Source organism: Hirschia maritima DSM 19733, from assembly GCF_000378345.1.
Lineage (GTDB): Bacteria > Pseudomonadota > Alphaproteobacteria > Caulobacterales > Hyphomonadaceae > Hirschia > Hirschia maritima.
The window spans coordinates 163,318-189,422 of sequence record NZ_KB899546.1; the positions used below are offsets into that span (position 1 = coordinate 163,318).

Below are 26,105 nucleotides of genomic sequence, written 5' to 3' on the forward strand. Positions count from 1 at the left end.
ATGCTCTTATTCATTTGCTGCGAGTTGCTTAGCCGATAATTGCCAGTCTCCGCCAATCGTTAGATCGCTTAAATGTGTTTGGAGATCTTCTTGAGAGATTGGTTTGGCAATGCAGTCATTAGCCCCGACCGCCATTGCCTCCCGGACTTTAGCAAAACTCATATGGGGAATAGCAGCAATAATTGGCACAGGAGAAACAGATTCAGTTTTCTCCCACCCCCGAATTGCACGGATCGCAGCCATACCACTTAATATAGGCATTTGAGTATCCATGATGACGGCATCAAAAGTTTGAGTTTTGACCGCCTCAACCGCCTCCTCGCCATTTTCAACGAAAGACATATTCAATTGCATTTGTTCCGCGAGTAATTCCAAGACTCGCCGATTTAGTGGATTATCTTCAGCAACCAAAACAGATAAGCCATTTTGACTAGAAACCGTTCCCTTGGTTTCTTTGGAAGCTTCCCTTTCAAATTTTTGCATAACTGGGAATTCAGTCAAAATACGAGAGACACCTTCCCCACTTTTCTCGTAGAATACTGTTCCTTTAAGTTTTTTCGCGAAGTCATGAATGATTGCTAAAGACAATCCTTCTTCTTCAGCGTTATCTAATTCAATCAAAATGGAATCTGAATAAGGAAGCTTAGGGTTTGCAAATTTCACGTCAAATGTCAGAAGACATAACCCTTCACCAGAATTATCAACTTCCACCTCAATAATAATCTCATCTTCTTCACTCAGAGTTTTTTGTACCTCTGAAGCAAACAAAGCGAGAGATTCAGATATCTTTTCTCTATTTCCCTGATAGATATCGTCCGCACCATCTCGCCAGATAGGGGTGATCCGTGATTGAATCGCCGAACTACATTCTTCTTCAATGCACTGCTCAACCAGCTCTTTAATGTTAAAAGAAGTCGTTTTATTCGTGAAAGCTGAAGTATGAATGCCTACATATTTGTCGACATCCTGCAGTGCTCCGCGGGCGATTTCTGCAGAAGTATCCATCAATCGCAAAATATTATTTTGTTCGGGTTCTAAACCAGTTTTTTGAAGTGCTTGAGACAATTCAAGCATGCTTGATATTTGATTAGAAACCGAATTGCCTACATCCCCGATAAGAGAAGATTTACGTTGGAATTTTGTTTCGACTCGTTGTTCTAGTGCTTCAGTGAGATATTCAGTCTTTTGAGATACAGTGATGTCTCTCATAGAACCAATCATACGTACTGGTTTACCATTTTCATCTGCCTCTTGACGAGAGGCAACAGAGACCCAAATCTCGCGTCCTGCAGCATTGTTTTTTCTATAAGACATATGAACAGGGGCACCTGCACATATGTGATTTTTCCAGGATTTTGACACACGTGGTTTGTCTTCTGGATGGATTAATTGGAAGAGATTATTGGATAATTCAGACAAACTTGGCTTTTGATTGAAGAATGGCTTCCAATCGCCCTCAATTTTTACTTTCTTTGACAAAAGATCTATTTCCCACACCATCATAGAAGATAAAGAAAGCCCATACTCCATTCGAGCTAGTGAAGCTTCAGTACGCTGTTTCTCTTGGACCATCTGTGTGACGTCTTTTACAATACAGATGGCACCACAAATCTTATCGTCCTCACCCTCCCAAGGAGCACACATCCAATCAATCCATTGATCTGAGTTCGAACGAGAAATGTGTTGATGTTTTAAATCCGTCGTATTGCCCTTTAGCGCCAAAGAAACACTGTTTCGAATTTGTTCTGGCGTTTTGGTCCATAATTGTTCAACTGTGCTGCCCAATAGGTGCGCATCAGTGCGGCCCAACATATCTATCAAGCGCTCATTCACGAGTGAAACTTTTCCATCCAGATCAACAATAGCAACGCCTACTGGTGCATGCTTCAAAAATGCATTCACAGATGTCGTGGTCTGAATAGAAGATCGAAGTTCCTGCACATTATTGGTTTTATTTAGGGCGACACCGCTCACGCCATCTAGGCTGCCATCAGCGTTAAAACAAGGCGTCCCTGCAAACTCTATCAACCTTGTTTGGCCATCAGGACAATTGACCGCACACGTTACTGTCTGTGTTGAACTTCCAATCTCACCCTCGACAAACGCATTAGACATTTTTTTCATGTCTTCCGCAGACATTATTTTCGCCAGCTCAGACTGCGTTAATGGCTTTGAATTTTCATCCATTCCCAACATACGAAACATGCCGGGTGACCAGAATGAGGGCTTATTTTTTGATGTCGTCCAACGTCCGATACCTACAAGAAGCTCTAATTGTGCTAAGGCTTCTTCGGTTTCTTTTCTATTCTGCTCTAATCTTGCTTCATGCGTAATATCAACGGCACTGTAATAATAGCAATCAGTAGAGGACCGACTAACCGAAGCCTGCACCATACGAATGTCCCAACCAATTCGCATCGTTAGCGTAAGTTTTTCGATAGTTTCGCGAGGTTTTAGCTTTTCCAACGTACTTAAAAACCGCGCGCGGCAGTCTTCAACCAAATAGGTAGACAACATAACATTGTCGGCCCCAGCAGCAGGTGCAACGAATTTACGAAATGCACCATTTGCACGTCGTACAGATCCGTCTTTGTTTAGAACAACAAAATGCTCGTCCACAGAGTTAAAGAAAAACTCTAGAGCTTCCGCTTCTAAATCGACCTTTTTTAAAGGCCCGTCCACCATATTTTTAACGCCACCAATAATCAGAAATCTCTAGCAATCTTATGTATATCTTTTTGGTAACGAAAAAACGGTTAACAAAACTCCTTTAGGTATTCATAAAACTAGAATATTCTTCAATTGGTTGCTCTTGAGTATTCTCTTATCCATTCAATGTGTTGCTGAAAAACTGACCAATCATCATCTTTATCGATGCTGCTCCAAATCTTTTCAACATCGTCTATCAAAAGCGTGATCGGAGATTTTGCTTGAAAATAGGCAGTATTCAGCGCATCTGAATTTGTAGATGCATACCCAAACAAACGAGTTCTAATCAGATCAAAATCGGATGTTTCATATAATTCGCTTTGGGGGCTGTTTTTTGCTCTGTTTTGACTTTCCGCTCCGCCATACCAATCAAAAAACACTTGCTCAAAGTCAGCTTTGCTTTGCGTCATCCATCCCAAAAAATCTTGAATGAATTTACCATCTGCTTCTGTTTCCGTCTGAGCAATTCCTAAACGCCGGAAAGCATGACGTTCTAAAGCCTGACGATAAACATCGACATACTCTTCCAACGCACTTTCCAGAGAGCTAACATCCGTAAAAGGCAACAAGCAGCCAGCAAATTGAGTGAGGTTCCAAAGACCTGCCTCTGGTTGGCGCCCAAATCGATAGCGCCCGCCCTCATCAAAATAGGCCGCTACAAAGTTTGGATCGGATTCTGGTAAAAAACGATACGGACCATAATCAAAACTTTCGCCTGTGATCACCATATTATCTGTATTCATAACACCGTGCACAAACCCACACGCCATCCAAGAAGCAATCATGTCTGCCGTAACAGAAATCACCTTTCTAAAAAATGCTAATACTGTTTCTTCAAACGACTCTCTCTGCGTTTCATGATGGTAATGGCGTACGCAATATTCAATGAGTTGTTCCAATCCCACTTTGTCTTCAAGATACGCTAGGCGTTGAAACGTACCAAATCGGATATGACTGTGAGACATGCGTACCAATACAGCAGATCGCGCAGGACTTGGCTCATCACCCCGATGCAATTGTTCGTGGGTCTCAAACAGAGTCAGACTTTTTGAAGTGTTTACCCCATGCGCCTCCAACATCTCTGTCGCCAGCACTTCTCGGACGCCGCCTTTCAATGTCAGTCTACCATCCCCAGTTCGAGAATAGGCGGTTTGTCCTGACCCTTTTGTTCCCAAATCGAGCAATTTGCCGTCGTCTGTAAGGTATTGTGCGTACAAAAATCCACGTCCGTCACCAATATCAGGATTGTAGTGACCAAACTGGTGACCATGGTAAGCCAAAGCGAGTGGTTCAGACAAATTTTCGGGTAAAGGTTCAAATTCAGCGAAGTATTTTTGCAACTCTTTCTCTGAAAAGTCAGAAAATCCAATCTTTTTTAACAACTCCACATTGTAATGACGTAACGTCGCACCCTTGAATTCAGCACATGTAGTTGTAGTTGAGATCCATTCTTTGACTTCATTTATGGTTTCGACAGCTTTGTAGCTTGTGTCTTTTGAAAAGTTGTGTGACATTTTTTTACATCCGTACCATTTGGCGAAGAATTGGATCCTTGATTTGCAACTCTAGCCCTGAATTTTGGCTGACGCGCATTTCCCAATCTGAACCATAAGGTTTGGAAAATAAAAAGCACGATAAAAAAAGTACGTGTTCCTATTGGGAGGAAATTCATGTCTAAGTTTAAAGCCGCTCTTCGCGGAGCTGGATGCATTGCAACAATTCTTACAATGGGCTCGCAAATCGCGATAGCCCAAGAAGAAACAGCTCCAGAAGAAAATGAACGCAAAACAGCCGTTCAACGTATGCTTGATACTGTAACCGTCACAGCCACCAAGCAAAAAGACCCTGAAAATGTTCAAGATATCGCAACGGCAGTCACAGCTTTCAATGCTGAGACTCTAGATACGCTAAAAGTCAGAAATCTCGAAGATGTATCCTATAATGCACCAAACGTTGTCCTTGCTGACATCGGTACTGTAAAAGGCGCTGCTAACTTCGCTATGCGCGGGTTTGGTACAAACTCCTCTATCGTAACAATCGACCCGACAGTTGGTGTTGTTGTGGACGGTATACCTCTTGGTGTGGCAGCCGGTGTTGTTTTGGATATGTTTGACCTCGACAGCATCGAAATTCTACGTGGACCACAAGGGATTTTGCAGGGACGTAACACGGTTGGTGGTGTTGTGGCTGTAAACACAGGCAACCCAACTAGCGATTTTCAATATAGTGTTAAACTATCAACTGAATCACCAATTGATGATGGACGAGGCGGTTTTAACTCCTATGTCCAAGGAACTGTGTCAGGACCGATTGTTCCAGACAAGTTAAACGGAAAACTCGCTGCATACTTCAATAAAGATGAAGGTTATTTCAAAAACCTAGCTAACAACCAAAATCATGGTGAAGCAGAAGCAACCATCATACGTGGTGCTCTAGAATTCTTACCAACTGACAATTTCACTATGTTAGCTAAGATTGAGCATTCAAATTTCGATGGTGATGGCCCAGCCTCTCAAAACCGCGCTTTGTATGACCGTAACAGCTTTGATTTTGCGATCGATAACACTGGTTTTTATGATGTGAAATCAACATTTGGTTCCCTTCGCATGGACTGGGATGTAGATTTTGGTGATGGAACTATCACAAACATCACCGGTTATAGACAATATGAAGCAGATACGGACTCAGACATCGACTCTCTGCCTGTTGCAATCTTTGATGGTCCATCAGTACTGGATCAAAAACAATTCACAAATGAACTTCGCTATAATGGTTCCTTTGGTGACATGACCGTAACATCTGGTCTATTCTATATGGATCAAACAATTGAGCTAGCTGAAACACGTTGGATTCCCGTTGCTGCTTTAGGCGGCAGAACTCCATTCCCTGGTGGTGGTATTCAAGACCATCAAACAACTGGTTTGTTCACTCAACTAGAATATCAATTCACAGACAAATTTTCTATGCAGGGTGGTCTTCGTTACACGATTGAAGAAAAAGATGTTGACGTGACATACATCATACCAGCTCTCTTACGTGGCATTCCAAACTGTTCTGTTATCGAAGGCACATGTCCAACTGACTTCAGTGACAAAAAAGAATGGAATGTTCTAACGCCTAAAATTGCAATGGAATATGAAGTTAATGACTCCGGATTGCTTTATGCTTCCTACAACAAAGGCTTTCGTTCAGGTGGTTACAACTTCCGTTTAACCAACCCAACAGTCAGCGCTGCTTTGGATGCCCAAATTAACAATGGAAACAAATACTTCGATAAAGAATCGATTGACGCCTTCGAAGTGGGATACAAATTTGAATCTGATGGTGGCTCAGTTCTATTGAACTCAGCTGTATTCCTTACCAAAGCAAAGGACATGCAGAGAGAAATCAACGTTTCTAGCCCAACAGGTGTCTCCCAGTTTATTTACAACACCGCTGATGCAGAGATGAAAGGACTAGAGTTGGAAGGCCGTTTTGTTCTTTCAGATAATTTCCTCATTACTGCAAATCTGGGGTATATAGATGCCGAATACACTGACATCCGTTTCCCGATCTCTGCAGTGTCGGTTACTGAATTAACAACTGCAACCGTTCAAGATAGCGATTATGATTTGGAACTTCCGCGTACTGCTAAGTACACTTACGGTATCGGAGCGGTTTGGGATCAATCTCTAGGAAATGCAGGTTCTCTTGTATCAACTGTGAACTTCCAACACCGTGATAAGAACCCGTATACAGACAATAATGCTGGTTTCTTCAACGCAGCAGACATTCTTAACTTCAACGTTGCTTGGAATACACCAAAAGATGGTCTTTCAGTTTCATTGTACGGTAAAAACATGTTCGATGAAGTAACAGCTGGTGGTGATACTCAAACACCATTTGCTGCAGAAATATTAGGACAACAATCTTTAGGCCCTCCAACATTCTCACCGCTCAACAAAGGTCGTTTGATTGGTATTGAATTATCATTTAAAGGCTAGGTCTTCAGAACCAAAAAAGAAGAAGGCAGTTCAGAAATGAACTGCCTTTTTTATTTGCTCGCTAGTGCCTGAGATAATATTTGCCCGGCCACCGCAATTGCCTCGCGTGCAGACTTGGAAACACCTGTACTATTATAAAAGCCGTGAGGGTGTGACGGATAATCTTGATGGGTCGCCCTTACACCTGCTGCACACAATTTATCAAAGTAAGCTTTGCCTTCATCTCTCAGTGGGTCCCATCCCGCAGTCACCACATGTGCAGGAGGCAGTCCTTGAAATTTATCATGGAAGAGGGGTGAAACTCGTAAATCTCTAGAAGATTGTCCCTCTTCTAAATATGCAGACCGACAAAAATCAAATATACTTGGAGAGAAGAAACTTCCTTCCTGAAAAGAAACACCTTTTTCTTTCAAATCTACAAATTGAGTCAGTGGATAAATCAAGAGCTGAAAAACTGGTTCCGGACATTCACCAGCTAATGCTGCACGCGTAATATTGATTGCCAAATTGCCGCCAGCACTATCCCCTCCAACGGCTATTTTTGATTTATCCGCTCCCCATTTCTCGGCATTTTCATGCGCCCAATTGAATGCAAATATTGAATCATCAATTTGAGAGGGGAATTTATGTTCTGGAGCTAGTCTGTATTCAACGGACAATACACGGCACCCAGACGCATCTGCCAAACGGCGGCAAATTGAATCGTAAGAATCGCAATCCCCCATTACAAATCCACCGCCATGATAAAAAACTATTGCCGGCCCAACAGGGTGATGCGCACTATGAGGCGTGTAGGCCCGGGCTAGATTTACAATACCATCGTTTTCAATTTGAAAATCACGAACTTCCTGCATTTGGGGAAGATCGGGTTCAATCTTTTGCATGGCTTCAAAAAAGCCAGAACGAATTTTAGCAAACTGATCGCTACCCACAAAGGATTGCACATTCGGCTTCACGCCAAGATTTTGAACCATATTTTGCCACGAAGACAAAAATGAATTCAAGCCAAAGTCATTGTTCTTGGAAACCATCTATAACATCGCCAACGTTCAAAAATTTTACTTTAAGTATTCAAAAAACAAGGCAGGATTAAGCCCAGTCGCAATCGTGGGGGAAGCGTTTTGCTACAGTGTTGTATCTATCAATCCAGATGCCCAGAAACGAGAACGAACGTCTGTGGGAAGCGCCTGCAGATTTGCAATCAACATATCAATTTGCGCACAACCATCAATGCCATCAAATTGCGCTTCACTATAAACTGTATCGGTCGGATTTTCTTCAGAAAGCGGCATTTCATCTCTGGGTGATGTTAAATATTCCAAAAATTGCAATACTTCAGGAGTCGCTGCTTTTTGTACAATAAGAGGAGATAATGCTTGCGAGTCTTCAGCGGTCAATTCACCATAGCTTTGGGGGGCTGTCATTCCGCCTTCCACTGCCCCAAGCAATACAAGGATAGCCCGCATACTGAATTGATAATGCTTACTATTGTAATGCATGTATTTCGGGACCAAATCTTCGTTCTTAGAGACCCGATACAAGCTTGCTAGATCACATGCGCTCTCTCCTACAGCTTGCTGTTCAAGCGAGAGTTCCGAAAGCAGATTAATAATCTGATCAAAATATTGTACATCGGACGTAAACAAAGTGCTGTTGTGTTTCAAAATAAGCGGCTTTGCTGCTTCTATAATCATCATGGACAAGTCACTTTTGGACATCCCTGATTGCGCATTGCTAGCCATGTTAGTGAGCAAAACCGCGTGCGCATCAGCATCCACATACTGCATCTTGACGAGCACTGATTTCGTCAAATCATCCTGAAAACCGTAGACATTCAGCAAGCCAGCTGCTTCGGGTATTTCTTTACCCGAAATGAGTTCCTCTATCGTCATCTCAGACAAGGGTGTCTTTTTGCCAAATAATTTGGGTCCAAAGATTACGGCGACAAAACAAAAAACAACTATCAAACCGATGATCCCATACCATAATGGTCCATCTTGATTAGCCTTATATGGTTTTCCACCTGTCGCATCAAAACCCATGATCGATACCTTAAAATTCGTAAAACCTAGTAACAACTGCTTAATGCAATGGAATTTCAAAAAGGTTACCAAACTAACCTAAGCGAAATTACTCTAATTTCGGTCTACTGCATTCATTCTAAGCTCTTATTTTCAATGATAAATTGAGTTTAATAACAAGAAGAACTTATTTTTTAACCTTTTCGATCTATATTCCCCAATTAGACGAATTTCAATGGATGAATAAACCGGAACAGCCTATGCCGACAGAAAATGAAAATCGTGATGAAGAGATTTCTTCTTTATTGGAAGTAGAAGGTGAAATCGTATCACTTATGAGAAGATTGCACGGAAATGACAGTATAAATTATGCCGAAGCCAGTGAACTTTTCACAAACATTCACGCTCACGCAGCGTGGACAGATCTAGCACCTTTAGCTGGTCTAGCCGACAAGATTTGGTCAAATCTGAGCGTAGACGACTCATCAACTCAAATGACCAAAGATGAACGCACGGAAATGCGCAAGAATCTGGTCACATACAAATTTCTATTGAATCGCCTTATGGGGGATTATCAAGCCGAAATAGACGCGGCGATGGCTAGCTAATACTGTTCTCAAGAGATTTAGAAGAAACGCGTGTTATTCGTAATGCGCGTTTTTGCTTGTTTAGCGTACACTTTCTACAAAATCATTTTCATAGTGGAATTTTCTATTCCCTATCCGCCTCATTTAATAATATAGAAGTATCAGGAATAAACCTGCAATTGGGACAATAAATGTCTGAAATTGACTACAGCAATAAAGACTTTTTGCGTCACCCTCATCCACTACTTGCCCAAAGTGCAACGGCTGGATCGTTGCAGCAAGTTAAACTGCCCAAAATAGGACGAGCAACACTCATTACAGGTAGTGATGCTTTAATTGATTTTCTCAAAAGCCCACACCGTTTCACGACTAATCCTGATGAGGTTGGCAAACCAAATATTTCTTCAAATGCGGGTTACCTGCCAAACCTACCCACTCAGTCTGGCAATGTTCTGTTTCAAAACGGAAAAGATCATAGAGAGCTGAAAAACAAGCTGGATTTGGCACTCAAACAGAGCGGCATTAAATCCATAAGGCCCAACGTCGCTAAAATTGCAGATCAATTGCTTGAAAACAGTGTTGCGATAGACAAGCGCAATAAAAATACGCGCGATATAGTCACTCAATTTTCGCAACTGCTCCCCATCTTGGTTATGATAGAGCTGATTGGATTTCCAAAAACAAACGCTGAAGAAGTCCTAAAATGGGTGCTTCAAATAACCTACCCCCAAGGCTTATTGAGCGCTCATAAACAACGATCAGCTTACAAAAATCTATTGGAGCTTTTGACGCAAATCATGAGTGGAAGTGTTGAGACACCGACAGAATCTCTCGCCGCCAAACTCATCGCAATAGACGCCTCTTCCCCAATAGATAATGCTCATCTTGCTTTTTTTACTCTCATGGCAAGCCTCGCTTCCACATCAGATCTCATCAGCCTTGGTTGCCTAACCCTTATTGATCACCCCCAACAACTTGAACAACTACAGCAAGACTGGACAAAAGCCTCTTCCGCCGTCGAAGAGGTATTAAGATATGCTGCGCCAACGCAAACCACGAGTGCAAGATACGCATTGAGCAACTTTGAATTCCATGGCCATTCTTTCAAAAAAGGTGATTTAGCGTTCGGTTTCCTTGCAGCCTCGAATATGGATCCAAATACCAACGAATCCCCTATGGACTTCAATATTTCACGTACACCGATCAGGCAGATGAGCTTTGGAGCAGGCGCACACTTCTGTAGTGGCGCACAATTGGCTCACATTATTGCCGAAGTCGCCCTTCAGAGACTATTCAGCACGTGGCCAAACCTTCAATTAGCGAACAACACAAGTGGGAAAGATCCAATCGATTGGACAATTAGGTTTGGAACCAGACGGCCATCCAAAATGCTCGTGCAATTTTAAGTGTGAAACATCGAATATTGGAATAAATTTCAAATAATTTAACCAACAAAACCCCTTAACAAAAAGTAAATAGGGTCACCTAGACTAGTCTTTTCTGTTAACACTCTTCACTTTTGTCAGCTCTATTCTACTCATTCTTGTTTCAACGCTTGACCAAATTCAAATTTGCGCGTTTCCTACTTTAATACTTGGTTAACAGTATGACCAATTTGTAGAGTGAGTAGAGTAATGTGTAAGAAGGCAATGTATGCCGCAATCGAAAAGATTGAATCATCAGTGAATGATGATGAAACTGTTGTTTGGACCGGCTTTCCAGACCGCAATATAGTCAGCCAAAAAGTTCACACTTTTTATTGGAAAAACGTCGCGTTCTTTCTGACCGCTGGAGCCCTCGCATTAACAAATGCGTTCATGAAACCACCCCAAATGAAAGCGGTTTTCATTTTGCTGGGAGCCGTCGCGATAGTCCGCCTCATTGGGGCTGTGTTTGCGTGGAATTCTCGTAAAGACAAGTTCAACATGGCCTATGCCCTGACAACCAAGAGACTTATAAGCGTCAACGGGTCTACGGATGAAATGGCGAGTTGGTATAACCCTTCGATCAAATCGATGCAGCTCAAGCGATCAAAACACACTGTGAGCTTCACATTACGTGATTTAGAAACTCGCTTCACAATGCAACTGCATTACATAGAGAACTTCAAAAGCTTAAAAAGTCTGTTGAGCCAATTTTCTGCTGAAAATGCGAATATGAAACAAGACAATCAAACCTCGTCATCTATTGAGCCAATCAGCACTCCAACACCCCAATCAACGGAATTCAAGAAAGCAGCTTAGTTTCTTCAATAGACATCAAATCCATCTGGGTTCTGATAATTTCATCACCCACAGAACCCATACTAAAAAGGCGACAGAGCAATGCTCGGTCGCCTTCTTTTTTAGTGAATGAAACTAAAAAGTCTAATTCAACTTAAATGTTTGCAAGAACATTCTGTGGCTTTGACTCACCATATGGGTCTTCACCGTGATTGTCAGCATAACCTGGCTCTTCGAACCATTTCGTTACTTTACCGTCTTCTACAAGAGCAGCATAGCGCCAAGAACGGTAACCAAAACCAATGTTACTTTTGTCAACGAGCATACCCATTTTGCGAGTGAACTCACCAGCACCATCTGGAATGACACCGACGTTTTCAAGGTTTTGACCTTTTGCCCAAGCGTTCATCACGAATGTGTCGTTCACTGACATACAGTAAATCGCATCAACGCCTTTTGCTTGGAATTCTGGGAAAAGCTTTTCAAAGTCTGGAAGCTGGTATGTTGAACATGTTGGTGTGAACGCACCTGGAAGTGAAAACAGAACAACTTTCTTACCTTTAAAATAGTCGTCAGTTGTTACGTCTTGCCAGCGGAATGGGTTGTCACCACCAATGCTTTCATCGCGAACACGTGTGTGAAATGTAACTTCAGGAACCTGACGTCCTAACATGAGCAAATCTCCATTTTGCTAGCTCGCATCAAAATTGAAGGCGAGCAAATTCAGTACCTGTGCTTATTTAGAATTATTCTAACTAAATACAACCCTAAGCCCAGATAAATTTCGTGCTCAATATATAGTGGAGAAACACACAACTTCACAACACTGTGAATTTAATAATTTTGTATCATTAACAGCACCCGTCTAATTTTGTAATTTCACAATACAAAAACGGCTCTACCATATTGATAGAGCCGTGATTGAATTTGGCATTTAAAAACAAAATTAGACCGTCGAAACTTTTCTGAATGTCTCTTCGTCTAGTTCACCTTCCCATTTCGCTACGGCAGTAGAAACTGCTGCGTCGCCGGTAATGTTCGTTACCGTCCGCATCATGTCGAGCAAACGGTCAAATGGGAATAAAACAGCCAGGATGATGACAATCTGCTCTGCATTACATCCAATCACTGCAAGTGTTGTCGTCGCCAAAAACAGGCTCACAGATGGAATGCCTGCGGTACCAATTGAAACCAACGTTGCCGTCAGCGCCACCATTCCATAATGGGCCAACGTCAACTCAATCCCAAATGCTTGCGCCGCAAACAAAGCTATCAATCCCTGATAAAGCGCTGTTCCATCCATGTTGATAGTCGCGCCTAATGGCAAAACGGATGACGCAACTGGCTTACCAATTCCCAAATTGTCTTCAGCGCAAGTAATTGTCACAGGCAAAGTCGCGCTAGATGATGATGTTGAATAAGCCACCGCCTGCGCATCTGTAATACCGCGGAAAAATCGAATTAGAGGAAGCCCCAATACGCCTTTGATAATGCCTCCATGAGTAATCGCCATATGTAGAATACACGCAAGGTATAGAGCAAAAACCATTTTACCCAGCACCGTAAGCACTTCTAATCCTTGGCTCGCCATCACCCATGTCATCAGGGCAAATACACCAAAAGGAGCTGTTTCCATAACGATGTGAGTGATTTTCATCATCACTTCAGCTGCACTCTCAACAGCTTGAGCCACAGGGCGTCCGGCTTCCTTTGCCATCAAACAACCAACACCAAACATGATCGCAAAGAATATGATCTGAAGCACATTACCTTCTGCAAATGAAGCAACTGGGTTCGTTGGAATTATTTCAATGAGGCGCTCGCCTAGCCCTTTTGTGGCTTCTCCCGCGGCATCGATTTTGTTTTGTTGATCGGAAATTGCCTCAGCACTAACTGAGGAAACATCAAATCCAGCTCCAGGCTGAACAATTGTTCCAATTCCTAGCCCAATAGTCACCGCAAAAAGCGTAGTGACCATGTATAAGCCTATCGCACGTCCACCCAATGAACCTAGCTTGGCAGGGTCGCCCATCGCCGTCACCCCAGATACCAACGTCGTGAATATCAAAGGCACTACAAGCATCTTAATTAAATTGATAAATGCCGTCCCAAACGGCTTTACCCAGTCAGTGGCTAATTTTGCTCCCTGTTCACCAATTCCATAATGTAATCCAAGCCCTACAATAATACCTAAAGTAAGCCCCAACATAACACGCTTCCAAAGCGTTATTTTAAACCAGCCACCCATTTTAACGGTTCTCCACCTCAAAAAAATCTATTTTAGACACTATGTGCACAACAAATGCGGTCAAGGAGTAGATTATGCCTCTTGCTAAATTTCCCGTTACAGCATCAAAATGTCAGCATGATTTCTAAGTTAAGTAATATTCGGGCCATTGGTGATGTACATGGCCACCCAGAAAGTCTGGAAGCCGCTGCAGGAAATGCAGACCACATCATGCTTTTGGGGGATCTCGTCGACCGTGGACCTGACAGCGCTGGCGCACTTCGTCTAGCATTAGACTGGATTGAGGCTGGCCGCGCGTATCTCGTGCGTTCCAATCATGATGATAAACTCTATCGGATGTTAAAAGGGAACAACATCCGAATGAACAAGGATTTGTCCCAAACAGTTAAAAGTCTTTCAAACGCTCCTGATGGCGAAGAACTCAAAGAAAGATTTATTAAAGTCTATTCTGATACGCCTCACATAGTGCGAATGGGAAATTTCGTATTCGCACATGGAGCAGTCAGTCCATACCATTTTGAACAACCTGAAGAACCTATCAGCTTAAGCAGATTACGCCGGCGTATTGAAAACATGGCTCTTTTTGGCGAAGTACGAAATGAGCGAGATGAGGATGGTCGGCCTGTTCGTCATTATGATTGGGTTGAGAAACTCCCTGAAGGCATCACGGCGATTGTGGGTCACGATATACGAGCCGAGAAACCCTTTATTCACCAAACCGACAACGGGAGACGAGCAATATTCTTGGATACTGGCTGTGGAAAAGGTGGGCCTCTCAGCTATATCGACCTGCCGAGTGAAACAATTGGGCAAATACCTGCCTAATCTCTTTTGATACGAGGCTTGCGAAAGATACATATTCTTTTTATCGCTTCGATATGATGAATTCCGCTCTTTCACTTCCAATTGACGATGTTCTTGACGAAATCTGCACCGCACTTCGTTCGAATAATCGTCTAATATTGGCTGCGCCTCCTGGTGCAGGGAAAACAACGCGCGTTCCACTCACATTGCTCAACGAAGAATGGGCAAAGACAGGAAAAATTCTCGTTTTAGAGCCGCGAAGGATCGCAGCGCGCGCAGCCGCAAATCGCATGGCGCAAACACTAGGCGAAAAAGTCGGTGAAACAGTCGGGTTGAGAGCACGCCTCGATGTACGTACATCTGATAAAACGCGAATAGAAGTCATCACTGAAGGCGTGTTCACACGTATGATATTAGATGACCCAGAACTTTCTGGAATTAGCGCTATTTTGTTTGATGAATTTCATGAACGTTCACTAGATGCCGACCTAGGGCTTACTCTCGCAATTGAAGCTCAAGAAGCTTTGAGAGAAGATTTGAGAATATGTCCAATGTCGGCCACGCTAGATACACAGGGGCTTCAAACCTTCCTAAATGCGCCTGTTGTCCAATCTGATGGGCGCGCCCACCCAGTTGAAACTATCTATTTAGATCGCAACACTTCTGATCGCATAGAAGATCAAACTGCACGCGCGATACGAAAAGCACTCAAGGAAGAAACAGGCTCAATCCTCGCTTTCCTGCCTGGCGCAGCAGAGATTAAACGTACCGCAGATAGGCTTACCTCACTACCAGAGAACACCATCATCACTCCCCTCTACGGAGGGTTATCATCCAGCGAACAAGACGCAGCCATACGGCCTGCAACCAAGGGACAGCGTAAGGTCGTATTGGCCACAGATATCGCAGAAAGCTCTCTAACCATTGATGGTGTAAGAATTGTTGTCGACGCAGGATTAGCCCGCGCTCCCAAATATGATGCCGCATTGGGCGCTTCAAGGTTGGAGACAATTCGCGCGTCATTGGCCAATGCGGATCAAAGGCGCGGTCGTGCTGGAAGAACTGAAACAGGAGTCTGTTACCGCCTGTGGAATGAAGCTGAAACTAACGGACTACCAAAATTTCCATCTCCAGAAATATCCAACACAGACCTTACTGGTCTAGCTATTGACTTAGCAATATGGGGCACCACAGACCCCGACCAGATGCGATGGTTAGATATCCCACCTAAAGGTGTTTGGACTGCTAGTACTGATCAGCTGAAAGAAATTGACGCGCTAGACATCAATGGAAAATTGACTGCGTTTGGACACAAGTTATCTAAGCTTCCCCTCCCTCCACGCCTAGCGGCGATGGTATTAAAAGCTGGTGAAACGGATGCTGCACCTCTAGCTGCTCAAATTGCCGCCTTGATGAGTGAACGAGGCCTAGGCGGCAGAAGCATTGACGCACGTGAGAGATTAGCTCGTTTTCAAACAGACAAAAGTAAACGCTCGAAGTCTATGATGGATTTGTCAAAACGATGGGCGAAAGCTGGTGGTAATGGATCTTTTCAACATAACCGAGAGGATGCTGGCAGGATCATCGCCACAGGATTTCCTGATAGGATCGCCAAAGCACGTGTGGGAAAACCCGGCGAGTTTCTGATGTCCAATGGACGCGCTGTGCTCGTCGACAGTCATGATCCTCTTGCTATGGAACCTTGGTTGGCAATTGCAGATCTTACCGGTGGTGGACCTATACTTAGAGCCACTCTTGCCGCCCCCCTATCCGAAATCGAGGCAAAAGAAATCGGACAATTAGAAACGATAGAAACGGCCAACTATGACGATAAACTAAAACGCATAACAGCCCGAGAAGTTACACGCCTTGGTGCGATTGTGTTGAATGATAAACCATTGCAAAAACCCAAAGGCAAAATTGCAGAAAAAGCGTTACTGTATGCGGTAGAAAAATACGGGCTTGAACTTTTGGATAATTTTATCAGTATACAGAACATCAGTAGTCGGATAAAATTTCTATGCGAAAACAATATAATAGAACTTTTTGAAAATATTGATAAAATTATTATTCAGTGTACGGATCAATGGCTGAAACCACTTTTGAAAAACCAAACGAATTTTTCAAACTTGTCCGCCCAACATCTAGAACAAGCTATAAAAAGTCTGTTAGATTGGCAACAAATTAGAGATCTGGATCTGCACGCTCCTAGACAGTGGACTACGCCAACCGGACGACCAGTTCCTATCATTTATGACGAAGAAAAAGGGCCAATTGTTAGCGTAAAAGCTCAAGAGTTTTTTGGCCTCTCGATACACCCTTCGATCGCCAATGGGAAAGTCCCATTGACACTAGAGTTACTTTCTCCGGCGCAACGCCCCATCGCCATGACCAAAGATATTGTGTCTTTTTGGACCGGTGGATATCAAGACATGCGAAAGGACATGAGGGGACGTTATCCCAAACATGATTGGCCAGAGGATCCGGCGAATGCAAAACCGCAGCGCGGCACAAAGAATAGTCGCAGATAAGTCAAAATTCAGCCCTTAACCCATGCGACACGTGCGACTAATGGACCAGAACTGTAAATGGTATATCTTTTGCTATTTCAATTTTTGGAAATTTATTTTATTAATGTCGTCAGTATTTATATGGAGTACAATTGTGATGCTTTTGAAAACTCAGAAATTAGCCGTAGTTGCCTTTTTGACGACAGGTCTTTTTGTCAGCCCCGCACTGGCTGAAGGTGACCCAGTAGCCGGTGCTAAAGTTTTCAAGAAATGCATGGCTTGCCACGCAGTTGTCGGTAAAAACAAAGTAGGCCCCGCTCTCAACGGAGTAGTTGGAGGCCCGGTAGGCTCTGTAGAGGGCTTCAAGTATTCTAAGGTAATGAAAGCGGCTGGTGAGTCTGGGATGATTTGGGACGAGGCAACTCTTGCAAACTATCTTGCAAATCCAAGAAAAGCCATGAAAGGCAACAAAATGTCTTTTGTCGGTTTAAGAAAAGAGAAAGAGCAAGCAGACGTGATTGCTTACATCAAGGCTGAGAGCGACAAATAGATTTCAAGCCAAATTTCGCGAACAAAATCAAGGAAGCTCTATTGAGCTTCCTTTTTTTATTACCACTGCATGCCCATCGATTTTTTTAGGGCTTCCATGAAGGTCGTAGGTTTTTCCAACTCTTTGGGATCCAATGAGCCATAAACAAGAAGAGTATTGGCGGCATCTTCCAACCGCACTCCACGCGGACGATTATATTCATCAATATCCAAAGAATTCCAATCATGACGAGGATCGATTGTCAGGATAATCTTGCTGCCATTCTCACCCTCTTCATCACGGCCGAAAACCAGACCAAATATAGTTTCGCGCCCCCATGCCAAACCGTATGAGATTGTTTGACGTTTGCCGTCCAACAAAACTTCATCAAATAAAAATCGGCGACGCCATTGAAGCACATGCATAACGTTTTCAGAATTGATTTTTATATCAATAGCGCCATTTGCAACGCGGATCAGCTCGGCTTTCACGATAATATTCCTTCAGCAGAAAGTAATTTATCGAAAAACAATAAATCACTTTCCTTTAGAAATCAAGAACCGTATTTTACACCACACCCATATGGCTGGGTCACTGGTGTTCTCACTTCATTGCCCGCCTCAATATCCGCAAGCGCAGATTGGACATAGTTTTCAGCCTTTTCAATATCAGACTGGCTGCCCGAAGGGATAGAATCTATCGCACCAGCATAAACAAGATTTTTATTATCAATTACAAACATATGCGGTGTAGTTTTAGCTTTGTACAAGCGCCCAATTTCTCCTGATGGGTCTAGCACAACATGTGTAGGGTGCGCGCCACGAGATTCAGTTAAAGCGTCAGCCTTCTCTGCATCTACATATCCTTGTTTGCCATCAGCAGAAGAAATGATGGACACCCAGGTCACACCTTTTTCAGCGGATGATTTTTGCAAATCTTGCATGTTGCCCGATTTGTAGTGCTTTTTCACGAATGGACATCCATGATTGGTCCACTCAAGAACAACAGTTCCTTCTATTTCAGATAAAGTTACACTTTCACCTGACGTTGTTTTAGCCGTAAAATCAGGTGCAGTCTGACCTATGGTTGGCGCAGCCATTGCTGGCAATGACAAGACAATCGCTGAAGCTGCAGCAGTTAAAAAAGCACGCATTATATTCTTCCCTAAAAAAATAACCGGAAAACCTAATGGTCATCCGGTTATCTTTGAGAGTGAATTGCAATAGATCAAATCACATTTTCGTGTAGTAAGGATGTTACATTAGTCATTCATCAATTTTTGCATCAGATATGTCATTTCTAGTGCCCTGCGATTAGCAGCTTCCTTCAGGTTTGCTGCTGCAGAATGCCCACCATCAATGTTTTCATAATACAAAAACGGCTTATCCAAATCCTTTAATCGATGCGCCATTTTTCGCGCATGCGCAGGATGCACTCGGTCATCTTTTGTTGAGGTCACAAAAAAGATTTCAGGATATTCAACATCTGGATTTACGTTGTGATATGGAGATAATTTTTCCAGCCATTCACGCTCTTCAGCAACATCTGGATCACCATACTCGTCCATCCAAGACGCTCCAGCTAGCAATGTATGATATCTCAACATATCCAATAGAGGCACCTGACATACGACAGCTGACCATAAGTCTGGCCTCTGCGTATACATGACCCCCATTAGCAGACCACCGTTTGAGCCGCCCATAATCCCAAGCTTATCAGATGAGGTCAGGCCTTTTGCAATAATATCTTCTGCTACTGAGACAAAATCATCATAAATAACCTGACGCTTAGTCTTCAATCCAGCTTGGTGCCATGCAGGACCAAATTCACCGCCTCCGCGAATATTTGCGAGCACATAAGCCCCGCCATTATCCAACCAAAGCTTCCCTGTAAATGCAGAGTAACTAGGGTTTAATGAAATCTGAAAGCCACCATAAGCATATAGCAATGTTGGTGTTTTTCCATTCATTTCAGTGTCTTTGGCACGTACAACATAATATGGAACTTTAGTGCCGTCTTTTGACGTTGATTCAAACTGTTCCACAACATATGGGCTTGCATCAAAGCCAGCAGGTAAGCTTTTCAAAGTTTCAACTGCACCCGTTTCAACACTCAACTCATACATAGAATCTGGTGTCAAAAATCCCTCATAGTTAAGGAATACAGTTTCTTCTGACTTTGACGCAAAAGCGACTCCAGCAGTTCCATTTTCTGGTAGCTGAGTATCCGCAAAAGACCATTCGCCTTCAGCATATCGTCCAATGCTCACTTTCTGAGCCACATTGTCATTATATGAAAGAAGGAGGACATTCTTCGACAATGATACGCCTTCGATAGCTTGTTTTTCTGTTGGTCTGAACACAAGTGAAACTTCAGGTCTTTTCTTAGTTTCTAGAAATTCTTGAACATCAAACGCGACTAGATCTCCTTGCTTAAACGATTGCGCCTTTGACGGCTTCCAATCTTCTTCAAGCGTCAACAAGAATTGACCTTCAAATACGCCCTGCGGTGAAGATTTTTTAGGAATAGGCCACTTAACAGCTTCAGAGCCATCTGCTGGGAAATACCAATAATTGTAGGTGAAGAAAGTCTCAGCTTCCATAGCGGATTGAATAACGGTGCCATCTTCAAGCTCGAAGGTCATCGGCCAGACACCCATAACTTTTGGCGAACTCTCAAAAAGGACTTCAGCCTGCTCAAGCGGTGTATCTCTATTCCAACGCTTCAGAATATAGGGATAACCAGATTCAGTTACTGTAGATTCTTTACCGCCGATCTTACCCCAATCGGTAGCGACCAATAGAGCATCATTTCCAGCCCAAGCAATACCCTGCTTTGCTTCGGGAGTTTCAAACCCGCCATCAACGAAAGATTTTGATTCTAAATCAAACTCTCTTTGGATCACAGCATCTTTTCCGCCGTCAGACAGAGAAACCATACAGCGCCATTTAGAGCCTTCCGACGCCTGAAAACAATTTGATCCTTTGAAAACCCAATTTTTGTCTTCGTCTTTGGCTAACGCATCAAAATCCAATACAGTTTCCCAGCTAGGAGCGTCTGTTCTATAGCTTTCCAAGCTGGCTCTGCGCCATAAACCACGTACATTCGCTTCGTCTTGCCAGAAATTATAAACGAAGCCATCGCGCACACTCCCATATGGAATACGTTCTTTGGCATTCACTATTGTAAGCGCGTCACTTTCCAGTTTTGTAAACCGAGCATCAGACTTAAGGCGATCCAACGATCTCTCATTTTCCGCCTTCACCCAATTTAGAGATTCTTCGCTTTCAACTTCTTCCAAAAAAACATGCTTTGAAGAATCAAAAGCTAAATCCGCTTTCTCAACGCTCTTATTGTCGTTCATATCTGTCGTTTTGTCCTGTGCGGAGCACGCTGCTGCCAATAATATGGCCGTGCTCAGTAGAATTTTATGCATGACTTGCCCTTTCATGATTAAAAAGACCTTAGCCAGTTCGTTTTGTGTTTCAACTTGCCCCTGGTACTAATTTTCAAAACTTCTTGGTTAAATTTCAAAATACCGCTACCGATATAGGTATTATGTCTGATATTGCTATTTCCCGTTTTGCTGCACTTGCCCACGAAGTGCGTTATAAAGCTTTCCGCCTTCTCGCAAGCGAAGGAACAGATGGAGTATGTGCTGGAGATATTTCAAAAGAACTTGATGTCTCACCATCCACTCTATCTCCACACCTTGCTCAATTAGAACGCTGTGGTCTGCTGACTAAAATACGAGAAGGTACGCGGATTGTTTATGCTATTAATCCAGACAATGTCAGCGAACTTCTTGATCACTTGATCTCAGATTGTTGCGGTGGGCGTCCGGAATTGTGTGGCGGAGCAGCCAACACAACCTCTCAAAAATCAGAAATGACAAACTGCTAAATTCAAGCAATTTATAAACAGGATCTGATTGTATTATTGATCGGATAATCCACCTGTATTCATCTGAAATACACCTATCAACTGCTTATTAGAGTTTGACCTTCTATAAAAAATTCCTATTTTCTCGTTTAACACGTCATTGGGCAAAAAGGCATCGCCTCCATTAAGTTTGAAAGTCTAGCTGATGAAATATTATCAAATGAATGGATGTGGTAACGCATTTGCGATCCTTGATGGGCGTGGTGAACGTTTGAAATTGTCAGAAGACGCCGTTCGCCGTATCGCAAAATCCGCTAATGCTGATCAAGTCGTCTCGCTAGAAAACTCCCTACGCGGTGACATATTCATGCGCATTTGGAATAACACGGGAAGCGAAGTAGCTGCTTGTGGTAATGTTTCTCGCTGCGTGGGTTGGATAATGATGCGAGAGCGCAATCGAGATGCCATCAAAATCGAAACCGAAGCAGGCTTGCTTTTGGCGAAACGTCATGGAAATGGCGATACAATGATTTCGGTGGATATGGGCTCTCCGCTGCTCAAGTGGGAAGAAATACCACTGGCAGAACGCATGGACACGCGCGGCATCGATGTAAAAATCGGCCCAATTGATGCCCCTTACCTTCAAATGCCAGGCGCAGTGAATATGGGTAATCCTCACTGTGTATTCTTTGTTGAAGATATTGAAGCTGTAGATGTGGAAGGTGTTGGTCCCCTCATCGAAGGACACATGCTGTTTCCTGAAAAAGCCAATGTAGGTTTTGCTCAGGTTCTTGGCAAAGACTGCATTCGTTTGCGTGTTTGGGAAAGAGACGCAGGCCTCACGAAAGCTTGCGGAACGGGAGCTTGTGCTGCAGTCGTAGCTGGTGTGCGCAAAGGTCTTCTCAACCGCTCTTGCACAGTCTTTGTTGATGGTGGCGATTTGCACATTGATTGGCGCGAATCTGATGACCATGTCATTATGACTGGCCCTATCGAATTGGAACGCCAAGCAGAAATTAAGGCACCCGCCAAAGGTCCCGTTTTTAAATAACAATTCTTCGACGGATTTTCGATCTCAACCCGTTTTATTCTTTGGGATAATTTCGGGGTCAATTCTTATGAGAGAGAGATTTCACATCGATGAAAAATAACTTCAACATTGTTTTCAAGTTGGGACTCGCCACTTGTCTATTGCTAACAGCAAGCTGTGCTTCCAAAAAACCCCATGAACGTGGACGAGGTGGTCCGAAGAGAGATTCTCCTAGGCAAGGACAATTATCCAGTATGGGTTATGTTGCCCAGCCATTAGCATTGCTATTTGCTAGCATGGATAAAAGTGGTGACAACCAAACTTCGATCTCAGAATTGAATACATATACAGATGCCCAATGGAATACTCTCAATCTTAAAAATGACAGCGGCTTAAGAAGCTTCGCCTATCAGAAATGGGCAACTGAAAACCTGGGTCATAGTGATGCAATGCCTAGTTTCATTGGTTTTGACACTGACCTCAGCGGATATATTACCAAGCTAGAATTTGAAACGTGCCTGCGCCGTAATTTTGATCTTTTGGACAAAGATAAAAACGGCTTGATCAGCCGAACTGAACTGCTTGTTAAGATGCCGAGTATGAGAGATCGCGGTGGCCAAGAACGCAAAGGCCGCTCTGGCGGGGGCAATGGTGGTGGAGGTGGCCGCCAACCACGTTAACCCTCTATGACAAGTTAAAGAAAGCGGATGTATATATCATCCGCTTTTTTATTTCACTTGACATGAAACCATTTGGTTTTATATATATGAAACCGAAAGGTTTTATATGATGAATTATCACGACCCACACCAACACATATTTCGCGCTCTTGCCGACCCAACGCGTCGGGCCATTTTGTCTATGCTTTCTCAAGGCGAAAGACCTATTGGCGAGATTGCCTCTGAATTTGAAATGACGCGCCCTGCAGTCGCTAAACACCTTAAAATTTTAAAGGAAGGGGATCTAATTTCAATCACCGAAGCAGGCCGCGAACGTATTCATAGCCTCAATCCTACCCCCCTAAAATCTGCATCAGATTGGCTCAACTTCTTTGACCAATTCTGGGACGACAAACTTACCCAACTGAAAACTCAAGTGGAACAATCCAATGACTGAACTCGCACTCACAAAAACGATTATCTTAAAAGCCCCACCGTCTCATGTGTGGAAATTTCTGACACAAGCAGACTTGCTCGCGACATGGTTTCACAAAGGCGGATGTGACCTCATCCAAGATGGCGATTACAAAATAGAGACAAATTCCCTTGGTAAAGAAGGTCAAACAATGATCTGGGGAAAAGTTCTCGTAGCAGATGAACCTAATAAACTCGTACACACATTTACGCACCCAATGCTGGAAGAAAAAGAAACTATCTGCACATGGACTTTGATGGAAATTGAGGGAGGCACACTCCTTACCCTTCATCATACTGGTTTCGAACTCGTCGAAGATGCGACATTCGCTATGGCCCAAGGGCACGATAAAGGCTGGGATGAACACTTCCAACGCCTAAGAACAGTCACAAGTTAAAAGCTAAGCCCTGTCAAATTCTAAAGACAGGGCTTCTCCCCTTGCCAAATGCATGGACAAAGCGCATTTAAGGGGCAATGACAGAGACGAACTCTTCTTCCGACACAAATATCAATGTTGGTGCACCTGAAACAGAGGTTTCAGATACTTCAGGCGTGGATATTTTGACCCTTGGTTGCCGCCTCAACTCGTATGAGAGTGAGGTCATGCGCGGTCATGCCCAAAAGGCAGGCCTTGAAGAAGCTATCATCGTCAACACATGCGCAGTGACAAATGAGGCTGTGAGGCAAGCACGCCAAACTATTCGCCGCGCAAAGAAAGATCGTCCAGATACTCCTGTGATCGTCACCGGATGCGCAGCGCAAGTCGATCCTGATATGTTCGCACAAATGCCAGAAGTGACCCGTGTCATCGGGAATGCAGAAAAAATGAAGGAAGAAACCTTCAAACCAACCACACTTCTGGATGATGATGCCCCCAAAGCTCTAGTGAATGACATCATGTCTGTAACCGAAACTGCAGGGCATATGGTTGATGGACTAGAGGGCCGCGCCAGAGCATTTGTGCAAGTTCAAACTGGGTGTGATCACCGTTGTACATTCTGCATTATTCCATACGGACGCGGCAATTCACGCTCAGTACCTGCCGGCGAAGTTGTAGATCAAGTCAAACAACTCGTGGCTAAGGGACATCATGAAGTCGTGATTACTGGGGTGGACCTCACGTCTTGGGGTGCAGATCTGCCCAATACTCCCAATTTAGGAAACTTAGTTGCTCGCATTTTAAAGTTGGCACCAGACTTAAACCAGCTGAGATTATCTTCAATTGACGCCATCGAAATTGATGAACAACTCTTTGATCTAATAGTCACTGAGAAACGTATAGCGCCGCACCTGCATTTATCGTTTCAGGCTGGTGATAATATGATCTTAAAACGGATGAAACGTCGCCATTCACGCGAAGATGCAATCAATCTCTGCCAACGCCTTCGTGCAGCGCGTCCTGAAATGTCTTTTGGCGCTGATCTAATCGCTGGGTTTCCAACAGAAACTGAAGAAATGTTTGCCAACACAATGGCCTGTGTAGATGAATGCGGCTTAGATTATTTGCACGTTTTCCCGTATTCAGCGCGCCCCGGAACACCTGCAGCTAAAATACCTCAGCTAAATGGCGATATCATCAAAGATCGTGCGGCTCGTTTACGCCAAAAAGGTAAGGAACGCTTACAGCTACGTCTTGACCACCATGTCGGAACATCCCAAGACGCTTTAGTTGAAATGGGTGGCCGCGCACGCTTACCTGACTTTGCACCTATACGAATAGAGGGCGAAGCCCCAAAACCCGGCTCTGTCGTTCGAATTGAATTACACAGCCATGATGGAAAAGACTTGATTGGACGTTTGCTATGATCCTTTGGTTCGGCAAGAAAAAGAAAAAAGACAAATCTGGCGAAACACCTATCGAGCCTAACCCTCCGCAAGACGCGGGCATCGAACCAGCCACGCCTGAAGCTTCAGAACTTCCAAAAGTTGAAACGGCAGAGGATGTATTGAACGTTCTCGCAGAAGAAAAAGCTGCTGAGAAAAAAGGCCTATTTAGTGGCTTGTTTGGGTCCAAGAAAAAACAAGCTGAGGAAGAAGCACTCGACGCTGAAATCAAAGCAGATGTCGAAAACTATTTTAAAGACCCGTATGATGAAGACGTAATTGTCTCGGATGAGCCTTTTCGCGATGATATTGAAGACAAGCCTCAACAAGACGAAAAAACCCAACCACAGACTGATGCAGTAATAGAAGCTACACCTGTCGAAACTGTTACAGAGGGAGATTCTTCTGAACCAGTTGAAGATGCTCAACCGGAAACTGAGCTCACAACAACTTCAACAGTTGAGACTGAAACTTCTGTCGAGACTTCAGAAATCGAAGTGTTGGAAGAAACATCTGCTCCTTCTCAAGTTGAAGAAATAGAAACAACTATCGTTGAGCCTGAGCCTGAGCCTGAGCCTGAGCCTGAGCCTGAGCCTGAGCCTGAGCCTGAGCCTGAGCCTGA

General features: G+C 43.6%; 22 protein-coding genes and 1 pseudogene. 14 read left to right on the forward strand and 9 right to left on the reverse strand.

What is annotated here, in order from left to right:
• Nucleotides 1–6 precede the first annotated feature (6 nt).
• Entirely contained in the window at nucleotides 7–2,685 is a 2,679-nt protein-coding gene (locus F551_RS0109025) for a PAS domain-containing protein (protein ID WP_018997177.1), read from the reverse strand.
• Nucleotides 2,686–2,798: 113 nt separating this feature from the next.
• Complete coding sequence (locus tag F551_RS0109030) at nucleotides 2,799–4,223, reverse strand: protein adenylyltransferase SelO family protein (RefSeq protein ID WP_018997178.1); 1,425 nt, start codon at nucleotides 4,221–4,223, stop codon at nucleotides 2,799–2,801.
• Nucleotides 4,224–4,379: 156 nt separating this feature from the next.
• Here F551_RS0109030 and F551_RS0109035 point away from each other — a divergent pair, with 156 nt between their 5' ends.
• Nucleotides 4,380–6,692 (forward strand): TonB-dependent receptor, encoded by a 2,313-nt coding sequence (locus tag F551_RS0109035; protein WP_018997179.1) that lies wholly within the window; start codon nucleotides 4,380–4,382, stop codon nucleotides 6,690–6,692.
• Nucleotides 6,693–6,742: 50 nt separating this feature from the next.
• On the opposite strand, the gene F551_RS0109040 is transcribed toward F551_RS0109035, so the two are convergent.
• Both F551_RS0109040 and F551_RS0109045 read right to left on the reverse strand, forming a co-directional pair.
• Nucleotides 6,743–7,723: an alpha/beta hydrolase gene (locus F551_RS0109040; RefSeq protein ID WP_018997180.1), complete on the reverse strand. Its 981-nt coding sequence runs from the start codon at nucleotides 7,721–7,723 to the stop codon at nucleotides 6,743–6,745.
• 93 nt (nucleotides 7,724–7,816) lie between these two features.
• The gene (locus F551_RS0109045; protein ID WP_018997181.1) at nucleotides 7,817–8,734 is read right to left on the reverse strand and encodes a hypothetical protein; all 918 of its coding nucleotides are present in this window, start codon (nucleotides 8,732–8,734) and stop codon (nucleotides 7,817–7,819) included.
• Nucleotides 8,735–8,973: 239 nt separating this feature from the next.
• On the opposite strand from F551_RS0109045, the gene F551_RS0109050 reads away from it, so the two are divergent.
• The 3 genes from F551_RS0109050 to F551_RS0109060 all read left to right on the forward strand — a co-directional run bounded on the left by F551_RS0109050 (nucleotide 8,974) and on the right by F551_RS0109060 (nucleotide 11,543).
• Complete coding sequence (locus tag F551_RS0109050) at nucleotides 8,974–9,321, forward strand: hypothetical protein (protein WP_155825887.1); 348 nt, start codon at nucleotides 8,974–8,976, stop codon at nucleotides 9,319–9,321.
• A gap of 170 nt (nucleotides 9,322–9,491) precedes the next feature.
• The gene (locus tag F551_RS0109055; protein WP_018997183.1) at nucleotides 9,492–10,706 is read left to right on the forward strand and encodes a cytochrome P450; all 1,215 of its coding nucleotides are present in this window, start codon (nucleotides 9,492–9,494) and stop codon (nucleotides 10,704–10,706) included.
• 228 nt (nucleotides 10,707–10,934) lie between these two features.
• Nucleotides 10,935–11,543 (forward strand): hypothetical protein, encoded by a 609-nt coding sequence (locus tag F551_RS0109060; protein WP_155825889.1) that lies wholly within the window; start codon nucleotides 10,935–10,937, stop codon nucleotides 11,541–11,543.
• A 133-nt stretch (nucleotides 11,544–11,676) separates the two neighbouring features.
• On the opposite strand, the gene F551_RS0109065 is transcribed toward F551_RS0109060, so the two are convergent.
• The gene (locus tag F551_RS0109065) at nucleotides 11,677–12,195 is read right to left on the reverse strand and encodes a peroxiredoxin (RefSeq protein WP_018997185.1); all 519 of its coding nucleotides are present in this window, start codon (nucleotides 12,193–12,195) and stop codon (nucleotides 11,677–11,679) included.
• 273 nt (nucleotides 12,196–12,468) lie between these two features.
• Complete coding sequence (locus F551_RS0109070) at nucleotides 12,469–13,770, reverse strand: dicarboxylate/amino acid:cation symporter (protein ID WP_018997186.1); 1,302 nt, start codon at nucleotides 13,768–13,770, stop codon at nucleotides 12,469–12,471.
• 117 nt (nucleotides 13,771–13,887) lie between these two features.
• Between F551_RS0109070 and F551_RS0109075 the strand changes: the two genes are divergently transcribed.
• The 3 genes from F551_RS0109075 (at nucleotide 13,888) to F551_RS0109085 (ending at nucleotide 17,634) form a co-directional block, all read left to right on the forward strand.
• Entirely contained in the window at nucleotides 13,888–14,595 is a 708-nt protein-coding gene (locus F551_RS0109075) for a metallophosphoesterase (protein ID WP_018997187.1), read from the forward strand.
• Nucleotides 14,596–14,648: 53 nt separating this feature from the next.
• Nucleotides 14,649–17,105 carry an ATP-dependent helicase HrpB gene (gene hrpB, locus F551_RS0109080; RefSeq protein WP_018997188.1) on the forward strand — a complete coding sequence of 819 codons (2,457 nt, stop codon included), beginning with the start codon at nucleotides 14,649–14,651 and terminating at the stop codon, nucleotides 17,103–17,105.
• Nucleotides 17,106–17,241: 136 nt separating this feature from the next.
• Nucleotides 17,242–17,634, forward strand: a complete 393-nt coding sequence (locus F551_RS0109085; RefSeq protein WP_018997189.1) for a c-type cytochrome — start codon at nucleotides 17,242–17,244, stop codon at nucleotides 17,632–17,634.
• Nucleotides 17,635–17,693: 59 nt separating this feature from the next.
• Here F551_RS0109085 and F551_RS0109090 read toward each other — a convergent pair whose 3' ends face one another.
• From F551_RS0109090 to F551_RS0109100, 3 genes are all read right to left on the reverse strand, one after another.
• Nucleotides 17,694–18,104, reverse strand: a complete 411-nt coding sequence (locus F551_RS0109090) for a hypothetical protein (RefSeq protein ID WP_018997190.1) — start codon at nucleotides 18,102–18,104, stop codon at nucleotides 17,694–17,696.
• A gap of 62 nt (nucleotides 18,105–18,166) precedes the next feature.
• Entirely contained in the window at nucleotides 18,167–18,766 is a 600-nt protein-coding gene (locus F551_RS0109095; protein ID WP_018997191.1) for a redoxin domain-containing protein, read from the reverse strand.
• Between the two features lie 108 nt (nucleotides 18,767–18,874).
• Complete coding sequence (locus F551_RS0109100; RefSeq protein WP_051089161.1) at nucleotides 18,875–21,049, reverse strand: prolyl oligopeptidase family serine peptidase; 2,175 nt, start codon at nucleotides 21,047–21,049, stop codon at nucleotides 18,875–18,877.
• A gap of 122 nt (nucleotides 21,050–21,171) precedes the next feature.
• Between F551_RS0109100 and F551_RS0109105 the strand changes: the two genes are divergently transcribed.
• The 7 genes and pseudogenes from F551_RS0109105 to F551_RS17455 form a co-directional block, all read left to right on the forward strand.
• Nucleotides 21,172–21,516, forward strand: coding sequence for an ArsR/SmtB family transcription factor (locus tag F551_RS0109105; protein ID WP_018997193.1), 345 nt, complete (start codon nucleotides 21,172–21,174; stop codon nucleotides 21,514–21,516).
• A 184-nt stretch (nucleotides 21,517–21,700) separates the two neighbouring features.
• Nucleotides 21,701–22,546, forward strand: a complete 846-nt coding sequence (gene dapF, locus F551_RS0109110; RefSeq protein ID WP_018997194.1) for a diaminopimelate epimerase — start codon at nucleotides 21,701–21,703, stop codon at nucleotides 22,544–22,546.
• An 89-nt stretch (nucleotides 22,547–22,635) separates the two neighbouring features.
• Nucleotides 22,636–23,205 carry an EF-hand domain-containing protein gene (locus F551_RS0109115; RefSeq protein WP_018997195.1) on the forward strand — a complete coding sequence of 190 codons (570 nt, stop codon included), beginning with the start codon at nucleotides 22,636–22,638 and terminating at the stop codon, nucleotides 23,203–23,205.
• 106 nt (nucleotides 23,206–23,311) lie between these two features.
• Nucleotides 23,312–23,641 carry an ArsR/SmtB family transcription factor gene (locus F551_RS0109120; RefSeq protein ID WP_018997196.1) on the forward strand — a complete coding sequence of 110 codons (330 nt, stop codon included), beginning with the start codon at nucleotides 23,312–23,314 and terminating at the stop codon, nucleotides 23,639–23,641.
• Entirely contained in the window at nucleotides 23,634–24,056 is a 423-nt protein-coding gene (locus tag F551_RS0109125) for an SRPBCC family protein (RefSeq protein ID WP_018997197.1), read from the forward strand. The genes F551_RS0109120 and F551_RS0109125 overlap by 8 nt, the downstream gene beginning before the upstream one ends.
• Nucleotides 24,057–24,133: 77 nt before the next feature.
• Complete coding sequence (gene mtaB, locus F551_RS0109130) at nucleotides 24,134–25,465, forward strand: tRNA (N(6)-L-threonylcarbamoyladenosine(37)-C(2))-methylthiotransferase MtaB (RefSeq protein WP_018997198.1); 1,332 nt, start codon at nucleotides 24,134–24,136, stop codon at nucleotides 25,463–25,465.
• Nucleotides 25,462–26,105 (forward strand): annotated as a pseudogene (locus F551_RS17455) (hypothetical protein); the annotation flags it as partial. The gene mtaB and the pseudogene F551_RS17455, both read left to right, overlap by 4 nt.